This window comes from Flammeovirga aprica JL-4 (genome assembly GCF_012844305.1).
In the GTDB taxonomy this organism is placed as follows: Bacteria; Bacteroidota; Bacteroidia; order Cytophagales; family Flammeovirgaceae; genus Flammeovirga; species Flammeovirga aprica.
Map to the genome: position 1 here is coordinate 1 of NZ_JABANE010000026.1, position 20,032 is coordinate 20,032.

Annotated in this window: 20 protein-coding genes; 6 read left to right on the forward strand and 14 right to left on the reverse strand. The window is 33.8% G+C overall.

Features of this window, described 5'->3' with window-relative positions; genetic code table 11:
• Positions 1-837: 837 nt before the first annotated feature.
• Positions 838-4,716 carry a VPS10 domain-containing protein gene (locus HHU12_RS11480; protein WP_169656886.1) on the forward strand — a complete coding sequence of 1,293 codons (3,879 nt, stop codon included), beginning with the start codon at positions 838-840 and terminating at the stop codon, positions 4,714-4,716.
• Positions 4,717-4,832: 116 nt separating this feature from the next.
• Here HHU12_RS11480 and HHU12_RS11485 read toward each other — a convergent pair whose 3' ends face one another.
• The 3 genes from HHU12_RS11485 to HHU12_RS11495 form a co-directional block, all read right to left on the reverse strand.
• A complete protein-coding gene (locus HHU12_RS11485; RefSeq protein ID WP_169656887.1) occupies positions 4,833-5,105 on the reverse strand; it encodes a hypothetical protein in 273 nt (90 codons plus the stop codon).
• A 2-nt stretch (positions 5,106-5,107) separates the two neighbouring features.
• Entirely contained in the window at positions 5,108-5,779 is a 672-nt protein-coding gene (locus HHU12_RS11490; RefSeq protein ID WP_169656888.1) for a hypothetical protein, read from the reverse strand.
• Positions 5,780-5,847: 68 nt separating this feature from the next.
• On the reverse strand, positions 5,848-6,597 hold the full coding sequence (locus HHU12_RS11495) for a hypothetical protein (RefSeq protein WP_169656889.1): 750 nt from the start codon (positions 6,595-6,597) through the stop codon (positions 5,848-5,850).
• Between the two features lie 156 nt (positions 6,598-6,753).
• Here HHU12_RS11495 and HHU12_RS11500 point away from each other — a divergent pair, with 156 nt between their 5' ends.
• Positions 6,754-7,482, forward strand: a complete 729-nt coding sequence (locus HHU12_RS11500) for a DNA-binding protein (protein ID WP_169656890.1) — start codon at positions 6,754-6,756, stop codon at positions 7,480-7,482.
• Positions 7,483-7,541: 59 nt separating this feature from the next.
• Here HHU12_RS11500 and HHU12_RS35625 read toward each other — a convergent pair whose 3' ends face one another.
• The 7 genes from HHU12_RS35625 to HHU12_RS11535 form a co-directional block, all read right to left on the reverse strand.
• Complete coding sequence (locus HHU12_RS35625) at positions 7,542-8,288, reverse strand: serine hydrolase domain-containing protein (protein WP_169656891.1); 747 nt, start codon at positions 8,286-8,288, stop codon at positions 7,542-7,544.
• On the reverse strand, positions 8,266-8,943 hold the full coding sequence (locus HHU12_RS35630; RefSeq protein ID WP_169656892.1) for a DUF3887 domain-containing protein: 678 nt from the start codon (positions 8,941-8,943) through the stop codon (positions 8,266-8,268). The genes HHU12_RS35625 and HHU12_RS35630 overlap by 23 nt, the downstream gene beginning before the upstream one ends.
• 29 nt (positions 8,944-8,972) lie before the next feature.
• Positions 8,973-9,518, reverse strand: a complete 546-nt coding sequence (locus tag HHU12_RS11515; protein ID WP_169656893.1) for a hypothetical protein — start codon at positions 9,516-9,518, stop codon at positions 8,973-8,975.
• Between the two features lie 114 nt (positions 9,519-9,632).
• Entirely contained in the window at positions 9,633-10,301 is a 669-nt protein-coding gene (locus HHU12_RS11520) for a hypothetical protein (RefSeq protein WP_169656894.1), read from the reverse strand.
• A gap of 130 nt (positions 10,302-10,431) precedes the next feature.
• Complete coding sequence (locus HHU12_RS11525; RefSeq protein WP_169656895.1) at positions 10,432-11,181, reverse strand: hypothetical protein; 750 nt, start codon at positions 11,179-11,181, stop codon at positions 10,432-10,434.
• A 38-nt stretch (positions 11,182-11,219) separates the two neighbouring features.
• Entirely contained in the window at positions 11,220-11,945 is a 726-nt protein-coding gene (locus HHU12_RS11530) for a slipin family protein (RefSeq protein ID WP_169656896.1), read from the reverse strand.
• Positions 11,946-12,654: 709 nt separating this feature from the next.
• On the reverse strand, positions 12,655-12,792 hold the full coding sequence (locus tag HHU12_RS11535) for a hypothetical protein (protein ID WP_169656897.1): 138 nt from the start codon (positions 12,790-12,792) through the stop codon (positions 12,655-12,657).
• A gap of 373 nt (positions 12,793-13,165) precedes the next feature.
• Between HHU12_RS11535 and HHU12_RS11540 the strand changes: the two genes are divergently transcribed.
• The 4 genes from HHU12_RS11540 to HHU12_RS11555 are packed head-to-tail and all read left to right on the forward strand — an operon-like array spanning position 13,166 to position 17,480.
• Complete coding sequence (locus HHU12_RS11540; protein WP_169656898.1) at positions 13,166-13,864, forward strand: NUDIX hydrolase; 699 nt, start codon at positions 13,166-13,168, stop codon at positions 13,862-13,864.
• 4 nt (positions 13,865-13,868) lie between these two features.
• Complete coding sequence (locus HHU12_RS11545; RefSeq protein ID WP_169656899.1) at positions 13,869-15,872, forward strand: TonB-dependent receptor; 2,004 nt, start codon at positions 13,869-13,871, stop codon at positions 15,870-15,872.
• Positions 15,860-16,528 carry a nicotinamide riboside transporter PnuC gene (gene pnuC, locus HHU12_RS11550; RefSeq protein ID WP_169656900.1) on the forward strand — a complete coding sequence of 223 codons (669 nt, stop codon included), beginning with the start codon at positions 15,860-15,862 and terminating at the stop codon, positions 16,526-16,528. The genes HHU12_RS11545 and pnuC overlap by 13 nt, the downstream gene beginning before the upstream one ends.
• Positions 16,503-17,480 (forward strand): AAA family ATPase, encoded by a 978-nt coding sequence (locus HHU12_RS11555; protein WP_169656901.1) that lies wholly within the window; start codon positions 16,503-16,505, stop codon positions 17,478-17,480. Before pnuC ends, HHU12_RS11555 begins: the two co-directional genes overlap by 26 nt.
• Before the next feature lie 8 nt (positions 17,481-17,488).
• Here the strand turns inward: HHU12_RS11555 and HHU12_RS11560 are convergent, their stop codons facing one another.
• From HHU12_RS11560 to HHU12_RS35640, 4 genes are all read right to left on the reverse strand, one after another.
• A complete protein-coding gene (locus HHU12_RS11560) occupies positions 17,489-18,025 on the reverse strand; it encodes a hypothetical protein (protein WP_169656902.1) in 537 nt (178 codons plus the stop codon).
• A 39-nt stretch (positions 18,026-18,064) separates the two neighbouring features.
• Entirely contained in the window at positions 18,065-18,547 is a 483-nt protein-coding gene (locus HHU12_RS11565) for an arsinothricin resistance N-acetyltransferase ArsN1 family B (protein WP_169656903.1), read from the reverse strand.
• Between the two features lie 135 nt (positions 18,548-18,682).
• Positions 18,683-19,411, reverse strand: coding sequence for a TMEM43 family protein (locus tag HHU12_RS35635; protein ID WP_169656952.1), 729 nt, complete (start codon positions 19,409-19,411; stop codon positions 18,683-18,685).
• Complete coding sequence (locus HHU12_RS35640) at positions 19,333-19,974, reverse strand: TMEM43 family protein (RefSeq protein WP_169656904.1); 642 nt, start codon at positions 19,972-19,974, stop codon at positions 19,333-19,335. Before HHU12_RS35640 ends, HHU12_RS35635 begins: the two co-directional genes overlap by 79 nt.
• Between the last annotated feature and the right edge of the window lie 58 nt (positions 19,975-20,032).

A 20,032-nucleotide genomic window follows, 5' to 3' on the forward strand; every position in this document is an offset into this window, starting at 1 on the left:
GATTTGACACGACAATTTCTAGCTGGAAAGGGTTCAATTTTCTAGGGATTATAGTTATTGGACTAAAAAAATTTATGAAAATCAAAAAAGTCTAGATGACTTCATCATATAAATCATTCTTACTTCCATTAAAATTAAGTTTGCTATTTAGACTGTTGAAAGATAATTTGAATTTACACTTTTATGTATTACGAAACAAGAATAGCTATATTCTGATTCAAAACGGGAGCAAATGTATTTATCATTTTACGAGGCTAAAAGAGATCAATTGATATTGGCTTTGATTCGTTGATGTAGCTCTTTTTAGGTATTCATCATAAGTCTCATCGGCATTTTCAGGTAACCCAAAACCTAATTTAACGCCACTTGATAAAGTTAAAGTTACCGTTTTCAGTTGGTGATTAGTTTCTTATTAAAAGGAGCCTCAAGGAAACTACTTGAAAGTAAGTATAGTGTGTTGTTATTAATTATACCCCCGAAAACTCCTAAAATATTTAACCTACCATAAAGCTTTCTACTATGCAAAATAATTCCTCCCCGCTTTCCGAATTAGTTTAACCTAAGATTTAGAAATTGCTCCACTAAGTTTACATTATTCACTAATTTCTGGTGAACTTCTTAAGTACATGAAAAGAAGTAAAGAGAGTTTTTTTGAAGAATTAAGAAGGATGAATGAAGACGAAATGAAATTATTGTAGTTCATAAAATGGTTTGAAAGTGATTCCAAAACCACAAGAAGAACCACCTTAACTCTTAACTCTTAACTCTTAACTCAAGTTCTCCTCTGTACTTAGCAGTATGAAATGAAAAGTAAACAATAAAAACCACTATATAAGTATGAAATTTACTGCACTCCTATTTTTTACAATGTGGTCCTTTTACGCTTTAGGACAGACAAACTTACTACCGGATGAGAGCTTTGAAGGAGGCTCAACATCAGGGTCAAATGATAGTTATTATAATTATGAAGGAAAAACGCTTTGGAGAGGTTGGCCTTTCACTGGTTTTGAAATTGATAAAGAAATCAAAAGAAGTGGGGCAAGATCTTTTAAAGTGGTTTTTCGTGACTATGGTAACGGAACACCTACTTTTCGTACAGAGCATTATCCTGAGTTAGGTGCTGGAAAGTATACATTCTCTTTCTACTATAGAACAGATATTGACCGTGCGGGCGAAAAAATTCAAATTGATGTTCACGATGGAAAACAAGGAAGTTCTAAAAGTATTGGTCAGCAGGAAGTCACTTTAGTGAGTGAAGCAAAGGATGGCTTTGTGCTACTCTCTATTGAGTTTGAAGTGGATGATAACTTTACAACTTTTATGCCTTACATCAGAATACCTTATCTAAAGGAAGGTACTTATCTGAATATTGATGATGTAGCATTGATGAAGGTTTCTACGGAAACAAAAGCTACCACCCCTACCCCTGCCAATGATGCTACAAGTATTAGTACAAATGAGGTAAACCTTCAATGGTTAAAAGGTATTACTGCTGAAAAGAGAAATGTGTATTTGGGCACATCTTCAGATGAATTGGAACAAGTAGCGACAGATCTGACAGCTACTAACTTTGTTATTACAGGTTTAGAAAATGAGAAAAAATACTTCTGGCGTGTAGATGAAATAGAAGCTGATGGGAAAATCACTGAAGGCGATGTTTGGTCTTTTACTACAAAGACATTTTTTGATGAATATATGACTCAGGTTCAAACTGGAAAAGTGAAATCTGATACTAAAATTAAATGGACACAATTTGGTCCTGGTAACGCAGGGTTCTCCAACTTCTTACGTTACCATCCATTATTACCTGATTTTTGTGTAGAATCGCCTGATATGGGAAATACCTACCAAACAGAAGATAACGGTAAAAGCTGGAAAACAATCAAAGATGTTGATGGAGAAGGAAATTTCTTCCGTTTATATGAATTACAATACTCTACTAAAACGGCTAAGTACGCTGTGGCAATTGAATCCTCAAGAATTTACTTTAGTCAAGATACGGCTCGCAGTTGGACAGAGATCAAAAATTGTCCTTGGTATTCTTATGAGTTTGATGGAGGTAGAGATGGTAGATCTTGGTACAGAAAAGTTTCGGCTGTCGCTATGGACCCTAGCAATGATTTCACATGGTATGTTGGTGCTGGTAACTTCTGTAGAGGTCAACAACAACTATGGAGTACGGTTCAAAGCCCAACAGCTTCTAAACCAAGAGGAAATGAGAATATTTATGATAATATAGCGTATCAAGGTAAGATCTGGAAAACTACGGATGCTGGTCAAACATGGACGGAATTAACACAGGGAATTGATGAAAAAGCGCAGTTCTCACGTATCATTGTCCACCCTACTAATAGTGATATTGTTTTTGCAGGATCTCAATATGGTATCTTCAAATCTTCAGATGGAGGTGCTTCATGGACCAATATTGGTGAAGGAAAATTGGACAACAATACCATTATGGATATGGATTACTATTATGATGCAGGTTCAGGAAGGTTTGTTTTATATGTGGCAGACCAAGTGCGTTACCATGCTAATGGTACAACTACAAGTTCTGATGGTGGTATTTTCAAATCAGAAGACAATGGTGAAACTTGGGAAAATATTAATGGCAACTTAGGCCTTGATATCAACCGTCTGACAGGTGGAGTTTCTACTAATTACTATCAGTATATTGCCAAATGGTTTGAAATTTCAGAAGCAGAAGCCAAGAGTCAGTATCCTGTTTTACCCACTGAAGCCTTGCAGTACTTTAACTCTTTAAATGTAGACCCTAGTGAAGAGAATGGTTTATATGTAGGTTTTTATGATGCTCAAATTCAAAAATCAATTATACCGGGTCGTTTGTGGAAAACAACAAATGGTGGTGAATCTTGGATCAATACAGCACGTGATTTTGGTCCGGCTTGGGAAAATGACAAGGCCTATTGGATGGAAAGAAACAATCCATATAATGACAACATGGAGGAAGGGCATCAGCTTTCTAATCAGCAATGGGGACAAAATTATCCTTTACGTTCATTGCGTTATTGTTCTGTTAACTCCCGCGGTGATGTCATGTTGATTTATGCTCATAATACTTTTGTAAGTACAGATAAAGGGGAAACCTTCAAACAAGTTAATGAAACCTATACCGCCAATGGAAATATCATGGGTACAGGTGACAGTAATTTACCTGGTCAATGCTTGTTCCAAGATAGACGTTTAGGGGAAGGAATTTTGTATTTAGGTTCGGGTGAACACCACTTATGGCGTAGTACAAATGATGGTGTTGATGGAAAACAAGCGGTTGAATATATTCCTGAAACGCAGGAAAGTGTTTTTGCTATTTCCACTCACCCTTGGGATGTAAACACTGTTTATACCACTTCTATGCGTCAAAAACACTTAGATAGAATCTATAAATCTACGGATGGAGCAGAAACGTTTGAAGATTGGGGTAAAGCAACAGAGGCGGAAGAATGGATGTGGACCAACAGTATTCTGATTGACCCGATCAACCCTGATTATATGTATTTTGGTGTAACACAAGTAGCCGGTTCTGGTGGCGGAAGTGGAACGGACGGTCCTGATAAAGACAAAGAAGGTGGTTTCCACATCTCTACCAATGCAGGTAAAAGCTTCGCTCCTAGCAATAACGGTATGCCTACAAAAATGTGGATACAGGATATTGAATTTGACCCGAGAGATAGTACATATGCTTCTATTTTTGCCGCTTCACCGTGGAACCAAGAAGTCAGAAAAAATGGTGGACTATTCCATACTACTGATCGCGGTAAAACTTGGAAGGAAATCAAAGTAGCCGATAACATTGAAGGCATTAACAGTGTCACTTTTGATCATACAGGACGATTATACGTAACTGCAGGACGTAGAGCCGCAGATGTAAAAAGTGGCGGTGCATTCTACTCAGATGATTATGGTACAACATGGACTAAAATCTTCGAATCACAGTTTATTGAATTTTTCGATGTATCTCCTTTTGACCGAAATATGTTGGTACTCACTCAAGGTGTAATTACTGCCAACCCTGGTGTATATTTCAGTTATGATGCAGGTAAAACGTGGGTCAAAAGTAATCACACCATTGGTCAGCCTGATAATATTAACCAGATTGAGTTTGATGTCCATGACCCTACTGTACTTTGGATGGCTGTAATGGGAAGTGGTTTCTACAAAGGTATTATTGAAGACGGTGAAGAAGCTCGTAAAATCATGTTGACACCAGGAACTGCTGCTATCAAAGGAGATGAAACTTTACAATTAGAAGTGGAAACTTTGGGTATAGAAGGCAACGTAAAATACAAATCAGCCAACAACGCTATTGCCACAGTTTCTGAAGATGGAAAAGTAACAGGTCTGAAAAATGGAGCCGTAAAAATATGGGCCACTTCAGAAGACGACCGTTACTCCGACTTTGTTTACATTGTTGTTTCAGGTAAAGAAGATACTGAACCTCCATTAAGCATAGATGATTTAGATGATACGGGTATCCTTGCTTACCCGAATCCAGTTGAAAATACATTGTACTTAAAAGCGAAGAATTCAAATCAACCTATGGAATTCAATGTATATACTACAACAGGTTCTTTAGTACTTAGTCAGACACTTCTGGGTGCTGATAAAGTTGATGTTTCAAAACTGAGAAAAGGTTTGTACATCTATAAAGTAAAAGGAAGTGATGTGGAAGCAGTTGGAAAGTTTATTAAGAAATAAGCTTTAAATCCTTTTTCTGATATAAAACGCTCCATTGATGTTATCACTTATGACATCGATGGAGCGTTTTATTTTATGGAGTCTATCAGACCTTTTCTGAAAACTCCAATAGATTTTTATTCAAGACAAAATTTAAAATGTTCATCCCATACAATACACTCTTCATCATTGTCTTTAAAATAGACTTCAAGTTCATTTATAGATAATGTTCTTGATTTTTGTCTATCGAGAATTAAGTGTATTTTTTTGGTATTAAGATGATTAGCAATCACAGTAATTAAAGTCTTTATATCCTTATCAGGGATTTGACCTACATGAAAATATTGTCTTTCCCATTCCACTTTAGAAAGTAAGGCTTTAGATATATTGAAAAGTTCTCTTGCATTCATTTTTAAATACTATTTCCTTCTTCTAGTATAAATTTAGAATAACTTTCAATTCCATTCATAATTACTGGATTGTTCATAAACTTCACATAAGCTAAGTCTAAAAACTCACTGATTTCCTCATCATAATGTTGTTCATGATCAGATGGTAAACTCCAACTCATTTGATTCTCTTTCATAAACATTTCAAGATAAAAAAACTGTCTAGAAAGTTCCTCTAAATCATTGTACTGTTGATAGACATCTAACATAAGACCTTGAAAAGGAAATGGTTCTTCCTTATGTTGAACTGTAATTATCGAATTCCAAATAAACTTATCTATTAATGCAAATCCTATTTTCATGTTATTAAACAAAACAGATGCATAGTTTTGTGTCACTCCTCTTTCAACAATTTCAAACAACTGTTCAATATTGTCTACTTGATCAAAATCGACCTCATCCCAATCAACTTTTATATCACCAGAAGCTATCTTAGATTTAAAGAAATTAAGAACAATGACTGTATTTATATTTTCTTCAACACAATCAATTGTTCCAAGCCTATTGTAGGTTCCAAATATAGGTAAAGAAATTGGTTGCAATATATCTCCTTGTTGAATTAAGAATACTGCCACAGTTTCAGATAGTTTTAAACTTAATCCAGAAATCATACATCTTGTATCAAAGAATCCCATTTTTTATTTATGCTTTTAAAAGATTAATAGAGTAAAAAAGTGCAACTATTATTTATAAAAAATCCCTTTTAAAATAGGTGTTTAATTTTCTCAGCTTCTTCATTTTTAGCTTTTTGGTAATCCAACTTTATTTGTTCCGCAAGCTTAGTATCTGTCGTCTCAAATCGATTATGAAAAGAGGTTTCTAATTCAATTCTTTCCTCTTCAATCAATTTCAAATACTTCATTAGTTTAGGCGTAGGCTTAAAGTAGATAATATCCTGTCTAGGTATTGATTTTGTTTGCTTATAAAATAATTTCTGACACCCAATTTGTTTAAGTGATTCATAACAATTTTGATGCTTTGGAGAATTTGAAAGTTTGATTTTGTAGATAGCATTCTCTAGCCTTTCACCATATCGATAACATACTCCAGCAATAAAAGAATAGATTTGTTCATCACTTTCAAATTTATCATTTGAAAGCTTATCTTCCTCTCCGTAAAAATCATTCAGTTGCTTTGAGAGTTCAGGTGAATATGTATTTTGATGATTAGAAGGTCCTAAAACAGTCTCAATAGAAATATTTAATTCTGTTTTAATATATTTTTTCAAAAAATCAGCCAATGGTTTTTCATACGGATAGTATTTATCAACCTGATTTTCTCTATTTACATACTGAGAACGTCCACCATAATCACTCAATGTGCCCAAAATAAAATAGATCGGTTCAAAGGCTACCTTTTCTTCTGTAGGCGTATTCGTTAAAGATTGAGTTGAATTACAATAGATTGATTGACCTAATAAAAGTATTACGGTGATTAATAAAGCTTGTTTCATGTTTTGCTATTTTAAATTTGCTTTAAAGTAATAGTGAAATTTTTATCGAATGCCACTTTTAACCAAAAATAGTAAAAGAAAGATAATAAATGTACACTAACCCACCTACTCTAAATGATTTGATTAATTTTACCTAAAATCAAAATATAATCAAGAATGAAAATTATTCATGCATTGTTTTTATCTGCATCTTGTTTTTTGGCAAGTTGTGATAATTCAGATCAAGCAAAATCATCAGCGAATAGAGCTTCAGCTACAGAAGCCACCGCAAATATTGAAGAGGTATTAGATGCTAATACACATAAAATTGTGGTCAATGAGAAAATTGCTTCGGGTGGATATGTATACATTAAAGTAACTGAGAAGGGGAAAGAGTATTGGATGGCAGTACCAGGAAGACCTATTGAAATCGGTGCTACTTACTATTATGACGGAGGGATGGAAATGCAAAATTTCGAAAGTAAAACGCTAAACAGAACTTTTGAAAGTGTCATTTTTGCTGAAGGGATTCGTAATCAAGCCCAAAAAGTGAAAACGGTAGCGAAAAAGAGTGCTCCACAAGGAAGCCCTCAAGTTAAAGATATTGAAAAAGCTCCTAACGGAATCCGTATTGCCGAACTTTTCAATAATATGAATGATTACTCCAACAAAGAAGTGATCATTAAAGGTCAAGTAGTGAAGGTCAATAATGGTGTGATGAATGTGAATTTTGTACACCTGCAAGATGGAACGATTGGCAATGGTCAATATGATATTACAGTGACAACCGACGATAATTTTTCTGTAGGTGAAGTAGTCACTATCAAAGGTAACGTAATCTTAAATAAAGATTTTGGTGCCGGATATACTTATGATGTACTCGTTGAAAAAGCGGTGAAATTATAATTTTGGAAACCCGCCATTTTATTGGCGGGTAATTTAAAACCAAGTTCTCTGCAAAGAAATTACTCAGAAGGCAAAAGTGATTTCATTAATTCAAAACCCATTTTTTCTACATTGACAACGTTGGGATTATATGCAGAAACATTCGATAAAACAATGATTCCATTTTTTGTAATTTCGTCAATGATAATGGATGAGGTATAGCCTCCTGTTCCGCCCATATGACTATGCCAAGGATGATCAGATTGGGACTTTAAAATATGCCAACCAAGACCAATCTCTAAATCATCATTGATCTCAAAGGTTTTCTTTCTTGTCAGTTCAAGTACTTTATTGGATGAATCAAACTGAGCAATTGCAAAATTCGATAAATCTTCCACATTTGATAATATTCCGCCAGCGCCCGCTAATACTGTAAATTCCCAATTTGGAGTTTCTTTTCCTGCTGTATTTAAGCCTACTACTAAGTCATCTTTTACATTTCCAAAAACTGAGGTAGATTTCTTCATATTATATTTTGAAAATATCTTTTCATGGAGAAGACTTTCATAAGTAGTATTATCAATTTCACTAAGCGTGTAACCTAATAATCCAACCGCTAAATTGGAATAAGCATACTTCCCTTTATTTGACAATTCAAGAGAGTCTGTTAGGTAGTCAACAAGCTCTTTTTCATGATAATTCTTGTAAGGATTATCTGGATCTACTTTTGTAAGCTTAAGGTTTGAAGGTATTCCCGGGAGGCCTGAAGTATGATTGCTCAAACTAATAAATGATATTGGTGTATTATTTTTTATTGGTGTTATCATTTAGCTCCACTTTTCCTTTTAAAACAAGGTCAGAAAGTAAGGTTGCAGTAAAAACTTTAGAGATAGAACCAATCTCAAAAATACGTTCTTGGTTATGGGTCTGGTAGATCGTGTTGTTTTCTTTTATAATCCCATAGTAATTTACCTTTCCATTCTTGATTATAGCGAATGCCATTTGTGTTTGGTCTGGAAAAACCTTTGCATTGTCGAATATTATTTCGGTTTGGGCTTTAGTTATTTTGCCTTCCTTATATGCTAGATTATTGATTGCCTCTTTAAAAGAAAATCCCTCTATAAACGGTTCAATATAAAATCCGTTTATTTTAGAATTATCATCAATCGAAAAATTTAGAACAAGGGTATTATTCTCAAATACTGTTTTATAAGAAACAAATACTCCCATTTCATTTTCTATTAGGTCTTGATTCGTAACCCTCCCCGACTGCACTTTAGTTTCTATTAAAAGATCAGTCATTTTATCCAATGGCAAGGTATGTTGTAATACATCTGAGAACATGGAGAATATGCCATTGAAATCATCATTGTTATATTTTTCGATAAATTTATCGGCGACAATTCTGTTTTCAGATTTCTCTACTTGACCAAAGGAAAAGTGGGCCATTAGAGTGAAAATTGATAGTAATACATATTTCATTGTTTAATTAGTTTTAGTTTATGTTCTTTTTAGCTTGAAATGCTCATCTGATTTGTTGTACTTCGAAGTAGTTGTTCAAGCTCCATGAAATTTTCCAATTCTTGTGGGATTACTAAAATCCCATGTCCATTAAATGAATTTGACTTGATAGAGTGAACCCACAAATCTCCATTTTTATTAGATACTGACTTCAAATTTTTAAATTCAATTTTGGTATAAAATGCTCCAGAATTTGTTTTTCCTTGTTGATAAGAATATTTATGAAGAAAATTCATGCGTGGTTCATGCTCTAAATCAATGACTCTAGTGATGGTGTTTTCATCAATCAAAATACGTAAATTCTCAGCACTCAGCCTTGTTAGTTTCTTATTGTTCAAATAAATCAGACCAACAATTAAAGCAGTCGTCAAAAGGGAAAAAGACATAATTAAAAACGGTTCTAACGATTTTCCCATAGAAGGATACATCAGAATTGGCATGCCTAACATTGTAAAAAGTAAAATTTTGAACACCCTATTGTCATTTCGTTTAGTGTAATCCGAAATTTTCTGTTTGTTAATTCTATATTCTTTCATTGTTTGATTTGTAATAGTTCGTTTAACCTTGTCTTGGTTTGAAGTTCGTCTTTTACAACGGCACTATGACATAAAAGTACAACATATCCTCATAAAAATTAATGTAACATAAGCTTACAAAGTATATTCTTTACGTTTTTCAATCAGATCAATAATCAATTGATCATACTCTTCGAATTCCTTTAAATAGTCCTCTTTTTCAAATTGATATCCTTTGTGATACATTTCTGGAAGATGCCATTTTATCCAATTGTCATCCTTTTCTATCTCTATACCCCAATAACCACACTCTCTATCAAGACACTGACAACATCCATACAAAATAAAAGGTAATTTTGCATCCTCAAGGAAAAATTCTATTCTTTCCTCATTCATTCCCCATGCTTTCAAGTCGTCAGCAATAATTTTTTCTCCTTTTATACCTTTGATATCAAATGCGATATTTTCAAATAAGATTTTTTTCAACCAATCTGAGTTTGACACCCCCACAGGAATACGATCATTCCAATTAAATGTCAAAGAATTAAAATAACCACCAGGAGCATCAAGCACTCGGTTTCCATAGTAATTCAAATTCATATAGTCTGCGAAATCCTCTCCATTAATGATATATCGGATGGTGACATAATAATCATTTTCATAGGACTCTCTGAAGAACTCTAATAGATTTTCATCTGGTCTTTTTTGGCGGTGAAAATGGAAATATTCTCTATGGAAAGAATGTCCCTGAAATTTTCGTTCTCTTTTTTCGTATTGATGCCAGCGAATTTCGAATGTATCCATATTTATTAGATGGTAGAATGGTGGAATGATGTAGTGACTAGGATAGAGTGTAGAACTATTAAAGTACTTTTTTTAAATGAGTACAGCATTTTGTTATTATCATGATGATTTGATCTCGATGAGTAAACCGTTATTTTACTTTCTTTGTCTTCTTAATCCATTGATCGAAATACAAGTTTTCAATTTTCTTTCTACCTGATGCATCTATGATTTCATTTAGTATCCAGTCTTGCTCTATTAATTCAGCTTTATACCAAATTGATTCATCTTTTTGATTAAAAATTGAATCCTGATTATGATCTCTTAAAGTTCTGATCAAAATTTGGTTTGAATTTGGAACAACCTCAAAAAATTGTAAATTTTCATTGATAGGTGAGATTCTTTTTAAGTTTGTACCATTATAATCAGATGAAAATAAAGCCTCAGGGTCCGTGCTGTTTAACACTCCATCTCTATTAAAGTCTACATCCACAATTTCATAAAGTATCTTACCTATTAAGGTTCTATTTGCTTCATTATATTCATTGCTTAGGTTGGCATGAATCTGTGAAATTCTAACTTTATTTTCAGTGAGCAACCTTGTTTCTCCAGTTTTCCGATCAAAAAATAATACATTCCAATACCTTGGAAAATCAGCAGAATAATATCCCTCTTCACTGTAATAAGACCTTCTCTCTAATAGAGAAGTTGAAATTGGAAGCATAACCTGAGTTGAATTATCAATAACTATTGGTGATTCATAATCGAATTCGTACTCTACTAATATCGAGTCAATTTGATCTGAGGTCAACTCTTTATTTTCAATATTTTCAACTGCTGGTTTGCTCTCTTTGCAAGATATAAAGCATAGTAATAGCAATAATACAAATAACTGTTTCATGTGATTCTAGTATAAATGTAATGACTTGATATAAATACCTACTTTTTAGTAAGTTGATTAATATCGCCTATCATAAAAGTATGTTTCCCTTTATTTGCAATTTTTGTAATCGTCTCTATCATCTGAAAGAACTTAATATTTTCATCATCTTTCATTAGTTCTGATGCATTTTTTAAAGCTCTAGCTGTAGCTACAGCTGTTCTTGCATTTTCAAGCTCTGATTTGGCTCTGATTTTTGATTCTAGGTGTTTAGCAAATAATTCTTGAATTGATTTAGGAAAAGTTAAATCACGGATTTGTGCCTGTTCTATTGATATACCCAATTTGGAAACTTCTTCCAGCATTTCATCTGTATTGAACTCTGACAATTCACTTCTTTTTTTATTTACAATTTCACTGTCCAATTCAGCTAATTTGTTCCTGAAATAGATTTGAACAATATTAAAAATACGAGTCTCTCCTTCTTGAAGAATAGCGTTCATTGTTTTGTCTAATGCAAAATTGTTTAGAAACTTTTGTCCATCAATTATTTTATAAAGTACATTGAAGGAAAAACGTAGTGCCACATTATCTTTTGTCAGAACTTCTTGGTTTGTGACAGTCAATAATTTTGACGTTTCAGGAAGAACAAATAATTCTGTTCTATTTTTCCAATCCCAAATTTCGTAGTAACCTGGGTTTAATTTTTGTTCAAAGATATTGTCTTTATATAGATACCCGATTGTATTTGGCTTTACTTGGTATTGTTTTTTTAATATTCCCATTAAAATGATTCATTGTTTGAGCAATCAAAAAGGAGAAGAACACCAAAGTTGAGGGAAGGCAAGTTGAGTTTGAAATAACATTTCAAACGGTATCCCTTGACTTGCAAACTCAATTTCAGTTGAGCGTTTATTCTCTGTTCTTCACCTTTCTATATAGTTACCGGATGCTCTATTAAGAGCTTTGCAAATAATGCAAATGAGGATTCGAACCCCTTAGAACGAAGCTCCGCAATACCCTGTTTATCATGCTCGTTCCGTTATCAAACAGGTGGCGGTTTATTTTTATTAGATTAATATTATTGTTCATTTGTTGTTTTTCAATTGAGCTATTTCCTTTATTTATCATATGAATTATCAGGCATCCGCTATGGTAAATACTTCAAAAACTCAACTCCAACTTTAAGCTGCTGTTAGATTGTTGAAAGATTAATCGAATCTACATATTTATGTATTACAAAACAAGAGTTAGTTTTTCCTAACGTTATAAAGCTTCAATTTAAGTGATAAAAAACTCGTGACTATAGTTTGCAGACATTTTAATGCAACATTTCTACATCACTACACTTTAGTAGATATTACAAAATATATCTCTTTTGATACGTAATCAAGAAAGTTTAAAAATAAATCATAGAAACCTTGTAGAAATTACGATGAAAAATTGAAGGGAAATCACGTACGCTGTAAACTAAGTTTTCGTTATTTGTGGTATTTAGAAATCAGGAGATTTCTGATGATATGAAGGACAAGAATGACGCTTACGCTTAACATTCGCGCCAGTGGGCTTTCTACCATTATAGTCTGGTAGTATTCCCCCTGGCATTGAAGGGAAAAGCGTTAAGAATTTCATGAATTGAGCCGTTTAAAAATGATTTTCTTGTTTGAGCTTTAGCGAGTTTAAAATCATTTAGGCGAGAGGAATGAAATTTAGCTTTTGACTTCTAAGCCTAGATTTTTTGCTTCGTTTTTCATCAATGGAAAAATGAAGAAGAAGGAAGGTTGAAAGTAGGACCTTCAAAGCTTGTAGAAATGCTGAGTGAATGTTGACGATAATTTAGTTTATAATATACTTTCTTTATTAAGTGACTGTTTAATGAATTATAAGCTAGTTTTTCCACAAATCCATAATTAAAAACATCATTGTGTAAAAATAACACAAAGAAAAATAGGTGGATTAAAATTAATTATCTTTCTTTGTGTATGATTAACACAATGAAAGGAAAATGGATACTCAAAAATACTGTTACGAATACCCTAGACCGGCGCTCACCACTGACTGTGTGATCTTTGGTTTTGATGGCATTGAAATCAATGTCCTACTGATAGAAAGAGGTATAGAACCTTTCAAAGGAAAGTGGGCTTTTCCAGGTGGTTTTGTTCGAATGGATGAAAGTACGGAAGAGGGTGCCAAAAGAGAACTGTTTGAAGAGACAGGAATTAAAGATGTCTTTATCGAACAGCTTTATACTTTTAGTGATGTTCAGCGTGATCCGAGAGGACGAGTAGTGACTGTAGCATATTTTGCTTTAGTCAAAACTTCAGAGTATCAGCTTTTAGCGGGTGATGACGCGATGAAAGCACAGTGGTTTAAATTAAAAGATGTTCCCTCTCTCGCTTTTGATCATGATTTGGTTTTGCGTAAAGCACATAATAGGCTGAAAAGTAAAATCAGGAATCAACCTATTGGATTTGAATTATTGGATGCAAAATTTACAATGCCACAGCTTCAACTGCTATATGAATCCATCCTTGAAATCAAATTCGACAGAAGAAACTTCAGCAATAAAATAATGAAAACGGGCCTGCTTATTCAGTTAGATGAAAAAGTACCGAATGTCCCGCATAGGGCTCCGAGGTACTTAATGTTCAATAAAAAGAAATACAACGAACTGCAAAGCAGTGGCTTCAACTTCGAAATCTAAAACAATGAAAAAACTTACCATCTTACTTCCATTTCTGTTCTGTTTGTCTGCCTATTCACAAAACGATACTTTACAGATCCTTCAGAGTGCTGATACCATCACTTTAGAAGAAATTGTGATTCAAGCGTATAGGGCAAACACAACGACACCGGTGACTTATAAAAATGTAACGAAAGAAGACATTGAATTGATCAATTCAGGTCAGGAGCCATCGGTAATCCTAAGTAGTACTCCATCCATCAACTCATATTCTGATGCGGGCAATTACCAAGGTTATTCGTATTTCAGATTGAGAGGAATTGACCAAACTAGGATCAATATGACGCTTGACGGAATTCCACTTAACGAACCTGAAGATCAAGGGGTATACTTTTCTAACTACCCTGATTTTTTCAACTCCATTCAATCTTTACAAATTCAAAGAGGTGTTGGAACTTCTACTAACGGTGTGGCAAGCTATGCCGGAAGTATTAATTTTCAATCACCAAACCTGACTGATGATTATTATTCAAAAATTGGTATCAACTATGGTTCTTTCAATACTTATCGTGTATTCGGAGAGTACAATAACGGTTTGAAAAACGATCAAGGGTTTTATGCGAGAGTTTCACACCTTCACTCAGACGGTTACAAATATCGCTCTGCTAATACTTCCAATTCTGCTTTTTTAAGTTATGGATTATTTAAGGAAAATCATCGATTGAAATTCACTGGTTTTATTGGCAATCAAAAAAATCAATTAGCATGGATTGGTGTACCGATGGAGGTCATTGTCCAAGACCCTAGAACTAATGGCAATGCTGATGAAAATGATGCCTTTTTACAAGCTTTGGCGAGTGTTCAGCATTCATGGAATCTTTCTGAAAATGTTGTGCTCAATAACACCGCCTATTATAATTTCTTGGATGGTAATTATGATTTTGACCTCAACAATTTCTTAGGCTTCCCTTCTACTGACGAAATGTATAATTATGATTTTAGACATAACTTTATGGGGTACTTCAGCAATATCAATTGGGATGCTGGTAACCTCAACCTAAATGCTGGAATTCATTTCAACACCTACAACAGAAGGCATATTGGTTCTGAAAGAACATTGGGTGAACTGTACGAAAATACTGGTTTTAAGAATGAGTTCAGTACGTTTGTAAAGGCTAGCTACACACTCAATCGTTTTGTACTATTTGGAGATTTACAATACCGATATGCTGATTTTGATTATAGTGGTTCTGTCCCATTTGAGAAGCAACAATGGCATTTTATCAACCCGAAAGTGGGGATCAATTATTTTATTTCAGACAAAGCCAATGTGTATTATAGTTTCGGTGTTTCAGGGCGTGAACCTACAAGAAATGATTTATTCAATGGAGAAGATGACCTTCCTGCTGATGAGCTTGGTAATCCGCTGTACAATGATGTCAATCCCGAACAAGTGGAAAACCATGAGCTTGGCACAAGACTCACTTTCAATAAACTACAGTTGACTGCAAATGTGTATTATATGAACTTCACCAATGAAATTGTACTTAATGGTCAGTATGGCCCTAACGGATTACCTCTCCATAGTAATGTTGCTCAAAGTTTCCGAAGTGGTATTGAAGTTGATTTAAAATGGGAATTTATGCCTCATTTCTATTACCAAAATAGTTCTTCCTATTCTTACAATCAGATCACTGAAGAAGACGTTTCATTCTCTCCGATCTTAACGCCAAACTTGATCATTAATCAAACATTGGGCTATCAAAAGAAAGGGTTACATATTGGTACGAATATTAAATACCAAAGTGAATCTTATATTGATTTTAGCAATGAAAATACAACACCGTCTTTCTATAGTGTAGATATTTTTGGGCAATACCGATACAAATCTTTAGACTTTAAAGTAGCTTTCAATAACATTATGAATGAACAGATTATTGCCAATGGATATATTGGGATTGATGGAACGCCACTTTATTTTGTTCAAGCACCAATTAACTTTACTGGAGGAGTAACATGGAATTTTTAAGTTCAATTATTGATATCAATTCAACCTTCTTTGAAGTGCTCGGTTACCCCATGAGTTATATTGAATTTTTTGGTACTCTTTCGGGTTTGATTTCAGTTTGGCTCGCCACCAAAGCGAATATTCATACATGGACCATCGGGATAATAAATGTAATCGCTTTCTTTCTTATCTATTATCAAATTCAATTGTACTCAGACATGTTCCTGCAGGTGTTTTTCTTTGGAACTTCAGTACTCGGAATTTGGCAATGGCTGAAGAAAAAGCCCGTTGAGAACGACAAAAAAATACGCTTCCTACATCAAAGAGATCAAATCCTTTTGTCTGTATTAATGATCGTGACTACTTTCATCCTTGGTTATATGGTTTCACAAATACACCTCTACCTTCCGAAGTATTTTACTGCTCCTGCTTCATATCCGTATGCGGATGCTTTTACCACTGTATTAAGTATTTTCGCTACATTTCTAATGGCGTATAAAAGGGTTGAATGTTGGGTATTGTGGATTTTAGTAGATGTAGTTTGCATTGTCTTGTATTTTCAAAAAGGTGTGATGTTTATTTCTGTAGAGTACTTCATTTTCCTATTTATAGCAATTAATGGTTTAATACAATGGTCAAAATCAATTCAAAATGAGAAGAGGTTTAGTATTGGGTAAGTTTATGCCTATTCATAGCGGACATATCAATTTGATTGAGTTTGCAACTACAAAATGTGATGAAGTAATTGTATGGATTTGCGTTTCCAATAAAGAAACAATGACGGCTGATTTACGCTTCAAATGGGTGAAGGAAATTTTTAAAAATCAACCTAAAATAGTTCCAATCCTTTTTGAGTATGATGAAGCACTGTTTCCTAATACATCTGAGTCATCCACATCCGTTTCTAAAATTTGGTCAGAAGCTATCAAGAAACATTTGCCAAAAATTGATGTCATTATTAGTTCTGAAAAGTATGGTGATTATGTGGCGGAATATTTAGAGATAGAGCACATACATTATCCTCTGCCTCGACAGATATCAGCAACCGAAATCAGACAAAACCCCTACAAAAACTGGGGTTTTGTTCCTGAAGTTGTGAAGCCTTACTATTTTCGAAAAATCTGCATTTTAGGTACTGAATCAACAGGTAAAAGTACGCTTACTAAAAAGCTTGCTGAGGTTTTTAAATCTGAATATGTGTCAGAAGCAGGAAGAGATATTGTAGAAAATTCAAATACCTGCAATGCTCATGATTTGATGGATATAGCACAAACTCACGCCAATCTCATCCTTCAAAAAAGTAAGAAATTAGACCGCATCCTTTTTATTGATACTGATATTAATATCACTAAATCTTACTCCAAATTTCTTTTCAATCAGGAACTTTATGTTGAAGAATGGATTGAAGAAGCTAATAAATGTGATTTGTATATCTACCTTGATAATGATGCTCCTTTTATCCAAGATGGCACAAGGTTATCAGAACCCGACCGTAATACACTTGATGGCTTTCATAAAACTCAATTAAAAAGGGCTGGGATAGATTATCATTTAATTCAAGGAGATTGGAATGAAAGGTTTGAGAAGGTGTATCAATTGATTGTTGAACGTTTTGGGATTGTTGGTTAAAAGCTGTTTTACCTTAGTGCACGCTTTGCAGCAGGTATATTTATTATACCGCAACCATCAACCACCCAATCATTTTTTAATTTTATAACTTTCATGGTGATTTTAAATTCTTTCCATCTTATACCTTCTACAGTCAAATAATAATTTGTTGTATCAAAGTTAGAAAGCCTAAAACCTTCCTCAGGATAATCTTGAGCATCAAAGATTGGGTCAAAACCTAGTCCTATTTCAGGGTCATTTTTTTCTGCTAAAGCAATAATTGTATGAAGCTCTGATTTAAATGAATTACTGATGTTTGAATTGCCTTCCACCCAATTAATTATTTCTATCTGTTCATTCATCCTGTTACAGTTTTTTACGTAATCATTGATGAATTTTATCGCTACCTCAGTGGCCTCGTTATTATCTTTCAATTTACAAAAGATAATATTTGTATTATTACCAGTCTGACACTGTCTGTCCTTTTCTGTTGGAATAAAGCTATCGTTAGAAGTATTGAAGCTTAAATTTATTAAACTAAATAATAGTAGAAGTGTGTTTCTCATTAGTCATTAAGTTTTTTAAAAAATAATGTAGAGTAATAATTATAAAATCAATTCCCAATACCCCACATCAACCCACTGATCGAATTTAAACCCTACCTCTTTAAATTGAGCTACTTTTTCAAAACCAAATTTCTCATGGAGTTTTGTACTCCCTTCATTGGGTAATGCTATACCTCCAATTACCGCATGAACTTCAGTTTTCCTAAGTCTATCCAATAATTCCTTGTAAAGTTGTGTTCCTATTCCTCCTTTTACCTCGGTGTGTTTTAAATAGACTGTACTCTCCACAGAATATTTGTAAGCACATCTTGATTTCCATTCTGATGCATAGGCATAACCTACTACTTCATTATTTTTCTCAAAGACAACCCATGGTAGGCTTTCTTTTTTTGATAGGATTCTTTCTTCTATATCTTCCGGCTTGAGGGCTGTTTCTTCAAAGGTTACTACTGTATTTTCGATATAGTAGTTATAGATTTCAGCTACTGCTTTAGCGTCTGTTAGTTGTATGTCTCGTATCATTGTTGTTAGAATAGTTGATTTCGTTTTTATAGATCAAGAATTGTACTAATTGGTGTTTTGAGGGAAATAAAAAAGCTCCCGAACTTCTGTCAAATTCGGGAGCTTATTCCAAACATGCTCTAAAAGAAGTAATTTTTAATAGTAAACTTCATCGTCTTTATAATAATACCTTTTTACAGGAATAGTTGCCAACAAAAAGACAAGTAATCCCACTAAAAGCATGAAGATAAATACAACCTCCCTGTAAGAGAATTTATCTGTATCGTTGTAAATCAACCAAGTGACACTTGAAATTGTAAAAGTGTAAAACGTTGCCAAAGTGATCGTAATTCTTGCAAAAGTTCTTTCGATAAAACCTCCAATGACAGGTATGGAATCAGGAAGTACTCTTAGAAGTTCAAATATGAATAAGAAGCCTATCATAACACATACATAACCCAAAAACCTTCTGAATAATAAGTCTGAATCCGTGGTTGAGTCCGCCATTCTGAAAAGTGAATCAATAGATTGATTTCCGTTTCCTATAACTGTAAATTTATTTTCGGTATCATTACTATAGTTATCACATGAAGAGGAAGAAAACATCACTCCATTTTCTACATCTTTTGCCACTAATTTTCTCTGACGTTGTTCAGCAATTATAGAAAAAGAATCAGGTTGAACGGCCCAAAATAGAATTTTACAATCACCGATCTGAGGAGCTTCTGGAGTGCCATTACCTACAAAAATATACTGACCTCGTTCTTTGGAAGAATTATTCGAATAATTGGCATCACGATATAAGCTTAAGCACTTGTAATAAGCATCTCCATAAATATGATCTTTTTTTTTGTAAATTCCGAAGGAGGTATCACAGTATAATATTGAAGGTTTTTCAACACACTTTCACCCAACTTATATCTTCCCATATTGGCTTCATCACATGTCAATGTAATATCCTCATACCTCATCTTTTTGGGATTAATATAAAGACCATTTTGCACTTCAAAATGATCACTATCTATGATATAGCTGTTCCACTCTTTATCATAATAGTATCTCGTTCTTGTGGTCTCTCCCCCATCAAAATCTCTTTTTGTTTTAGAATCAGATTTTTGTCTCCACTGATACATTAACACTTCTCTGTGAAGCTTTATAAAATTCCCTCCAACACCAAACTCTTCGTCTGTTAAGATAGATTTCGTTTTGATAGAGTCTTGATAATACACCAATTGATTATCGAGTTGAGGATCATGATTTACATCGGCTTCTTTTATGCTTGGTTTTAAGCTGTCCAACATATCAACAGATTCGACGTAATTAATTTCTGCAGTGATTAATAAATAAGTTCCAAAAAGGAACGCAGGGATACCTATGATAACTCCAACGATTCCATAGGCAATTCTAGAAAGAGGGTTTTCATAACCATCTTCATCATAGTATGACATAACTTTAAGTTAGTTTGCTTTAAAATAAGAAAAGTTCTTGTAACCGAAGTACTAGCTT

Coding starts and splice junctions, on each gene's coding strand:
- HHU12_RS11480 (WP_169656886.1), top strand. CDS start 838: ATGAAATTTACTGCACTCCTATTTTTTACAATGTGGTCCTTTTACGCT.
- HHU12_RS11485 (WP_169656887.1), bottom strand. CDS start 5,105: ATGAATGCAAGAGAACTTTTCAATATATCTAAAGCCTTACTTTCTAAA.
- HHU12_RS11490 (WP_169656888.1), bottom strand. CDS start 5,779: ATGGGATTCTTTGATACAAGATGTATGATTTCTGGATTAAGTTTAAAA.
- HHU12_RS11495 (WP_169656889.1), bottom strand. CDS start 6,597: ATGAAACAAGCTTTATTAATCACCGTAATACTTTTATTAGGTCAATCA.
- HHU12_RS11500 (WP_169656890.1), top strand. CDS start 6,754: ATGAAAATTATTCATGCATTGTTTTTATCTGCATCTTGTTTTTTGGCA.
- HHU12_RS35625 (WP_169656891.1), bottom strand. CDS start 8,288: ATGATAACACCAATAAAAAATAATACACCAATATCATTTATTAGTTTG.
- HHU12_RS35630 (WP_169656892.1), bottom strand. CDS start 8,943: ATGAAATATGTATTACTATCAATTTTCACTCTAATGGCCCACTTTTCC.
- HHU12_RS11515 (WP_169656893.1), bottom strand. CDS start 9,518: ATGAAAGAATATAGAATTAACAAACAGAAAATTTCGGATTACACTAAA.
- HHU12_RS11520 (WP_169656894.1), bottom strand. CDS start 10,301: ATGGATACATTCGAAATTCGCTGGCATCAATACGAAAAAAGAGAACGA.
- HHU12_RS11525 (WP_169656895.1), bottom strand. CDS start 11,181: ATGAAACAGTTATTTGTATTATTGCTATTACTATGCTTTATATCTTGC.
- HHU12_RS11530 (WP_169656896.1), bottom strand. CDS start 11,945: ATGGGAATATTAAAAAAACAATACCAAGTAAAGCCAAATACAATCGGG.
- HHU12_RS11535 (WP_169656897.1), bottom strand. CDS start 12,792: ATGAAATTCTTAACGCTTTTCCCTTCAATGCCAGGGGGAATACTACCA.
- HHU12_RS11540 (WP_169656898.1), top strand. CDS start 13,166: ATGGATACTCAAAAATACTGTTACGAATACCCTAGACCGGCGCTCACC.
- HHU12_RS11545 (WP_169656899.1), top strand. CDS start 13,869: ATGAAAAAACTTACCATCTTACTTCCATTTCTGTTCTGTTTGTCTGCC.
- pnuC (WP_169656900.1), top strand. CDS start 15,860: ATGGAATTTTTAAGTTCAATTATTGATATCAATTCAACCTTCTTTGAA.
- HHU12_RS11555 (WP_169656901.1), top strand. CDS start 16,503: ATGAGAAGAGGTTTAGTATTGGGTAAGTTTATGCCTATTCATAGCGGA.
- HHU12_RS11560 (WP_169656902.1), bottom strand. CDS start 18,025: ATGAGAAACACACTTCTACTATTATTTAGTTTAATAAATTTAAGCTTC.
- HHU12_RS11565 (WP_169656903.1), bottom strand. CDS start 18,547: ATGATACGAGACATACAACTAACAGACGCTAAAGCAGTAGCTGAAATC.
- HHU12_RS35640 (WP_169656904.1), bottom strand. CDS start 19,974: ATGTCATACTATGATGAAGATGGTTATGAAAACCCTCTTTCTAGAATT.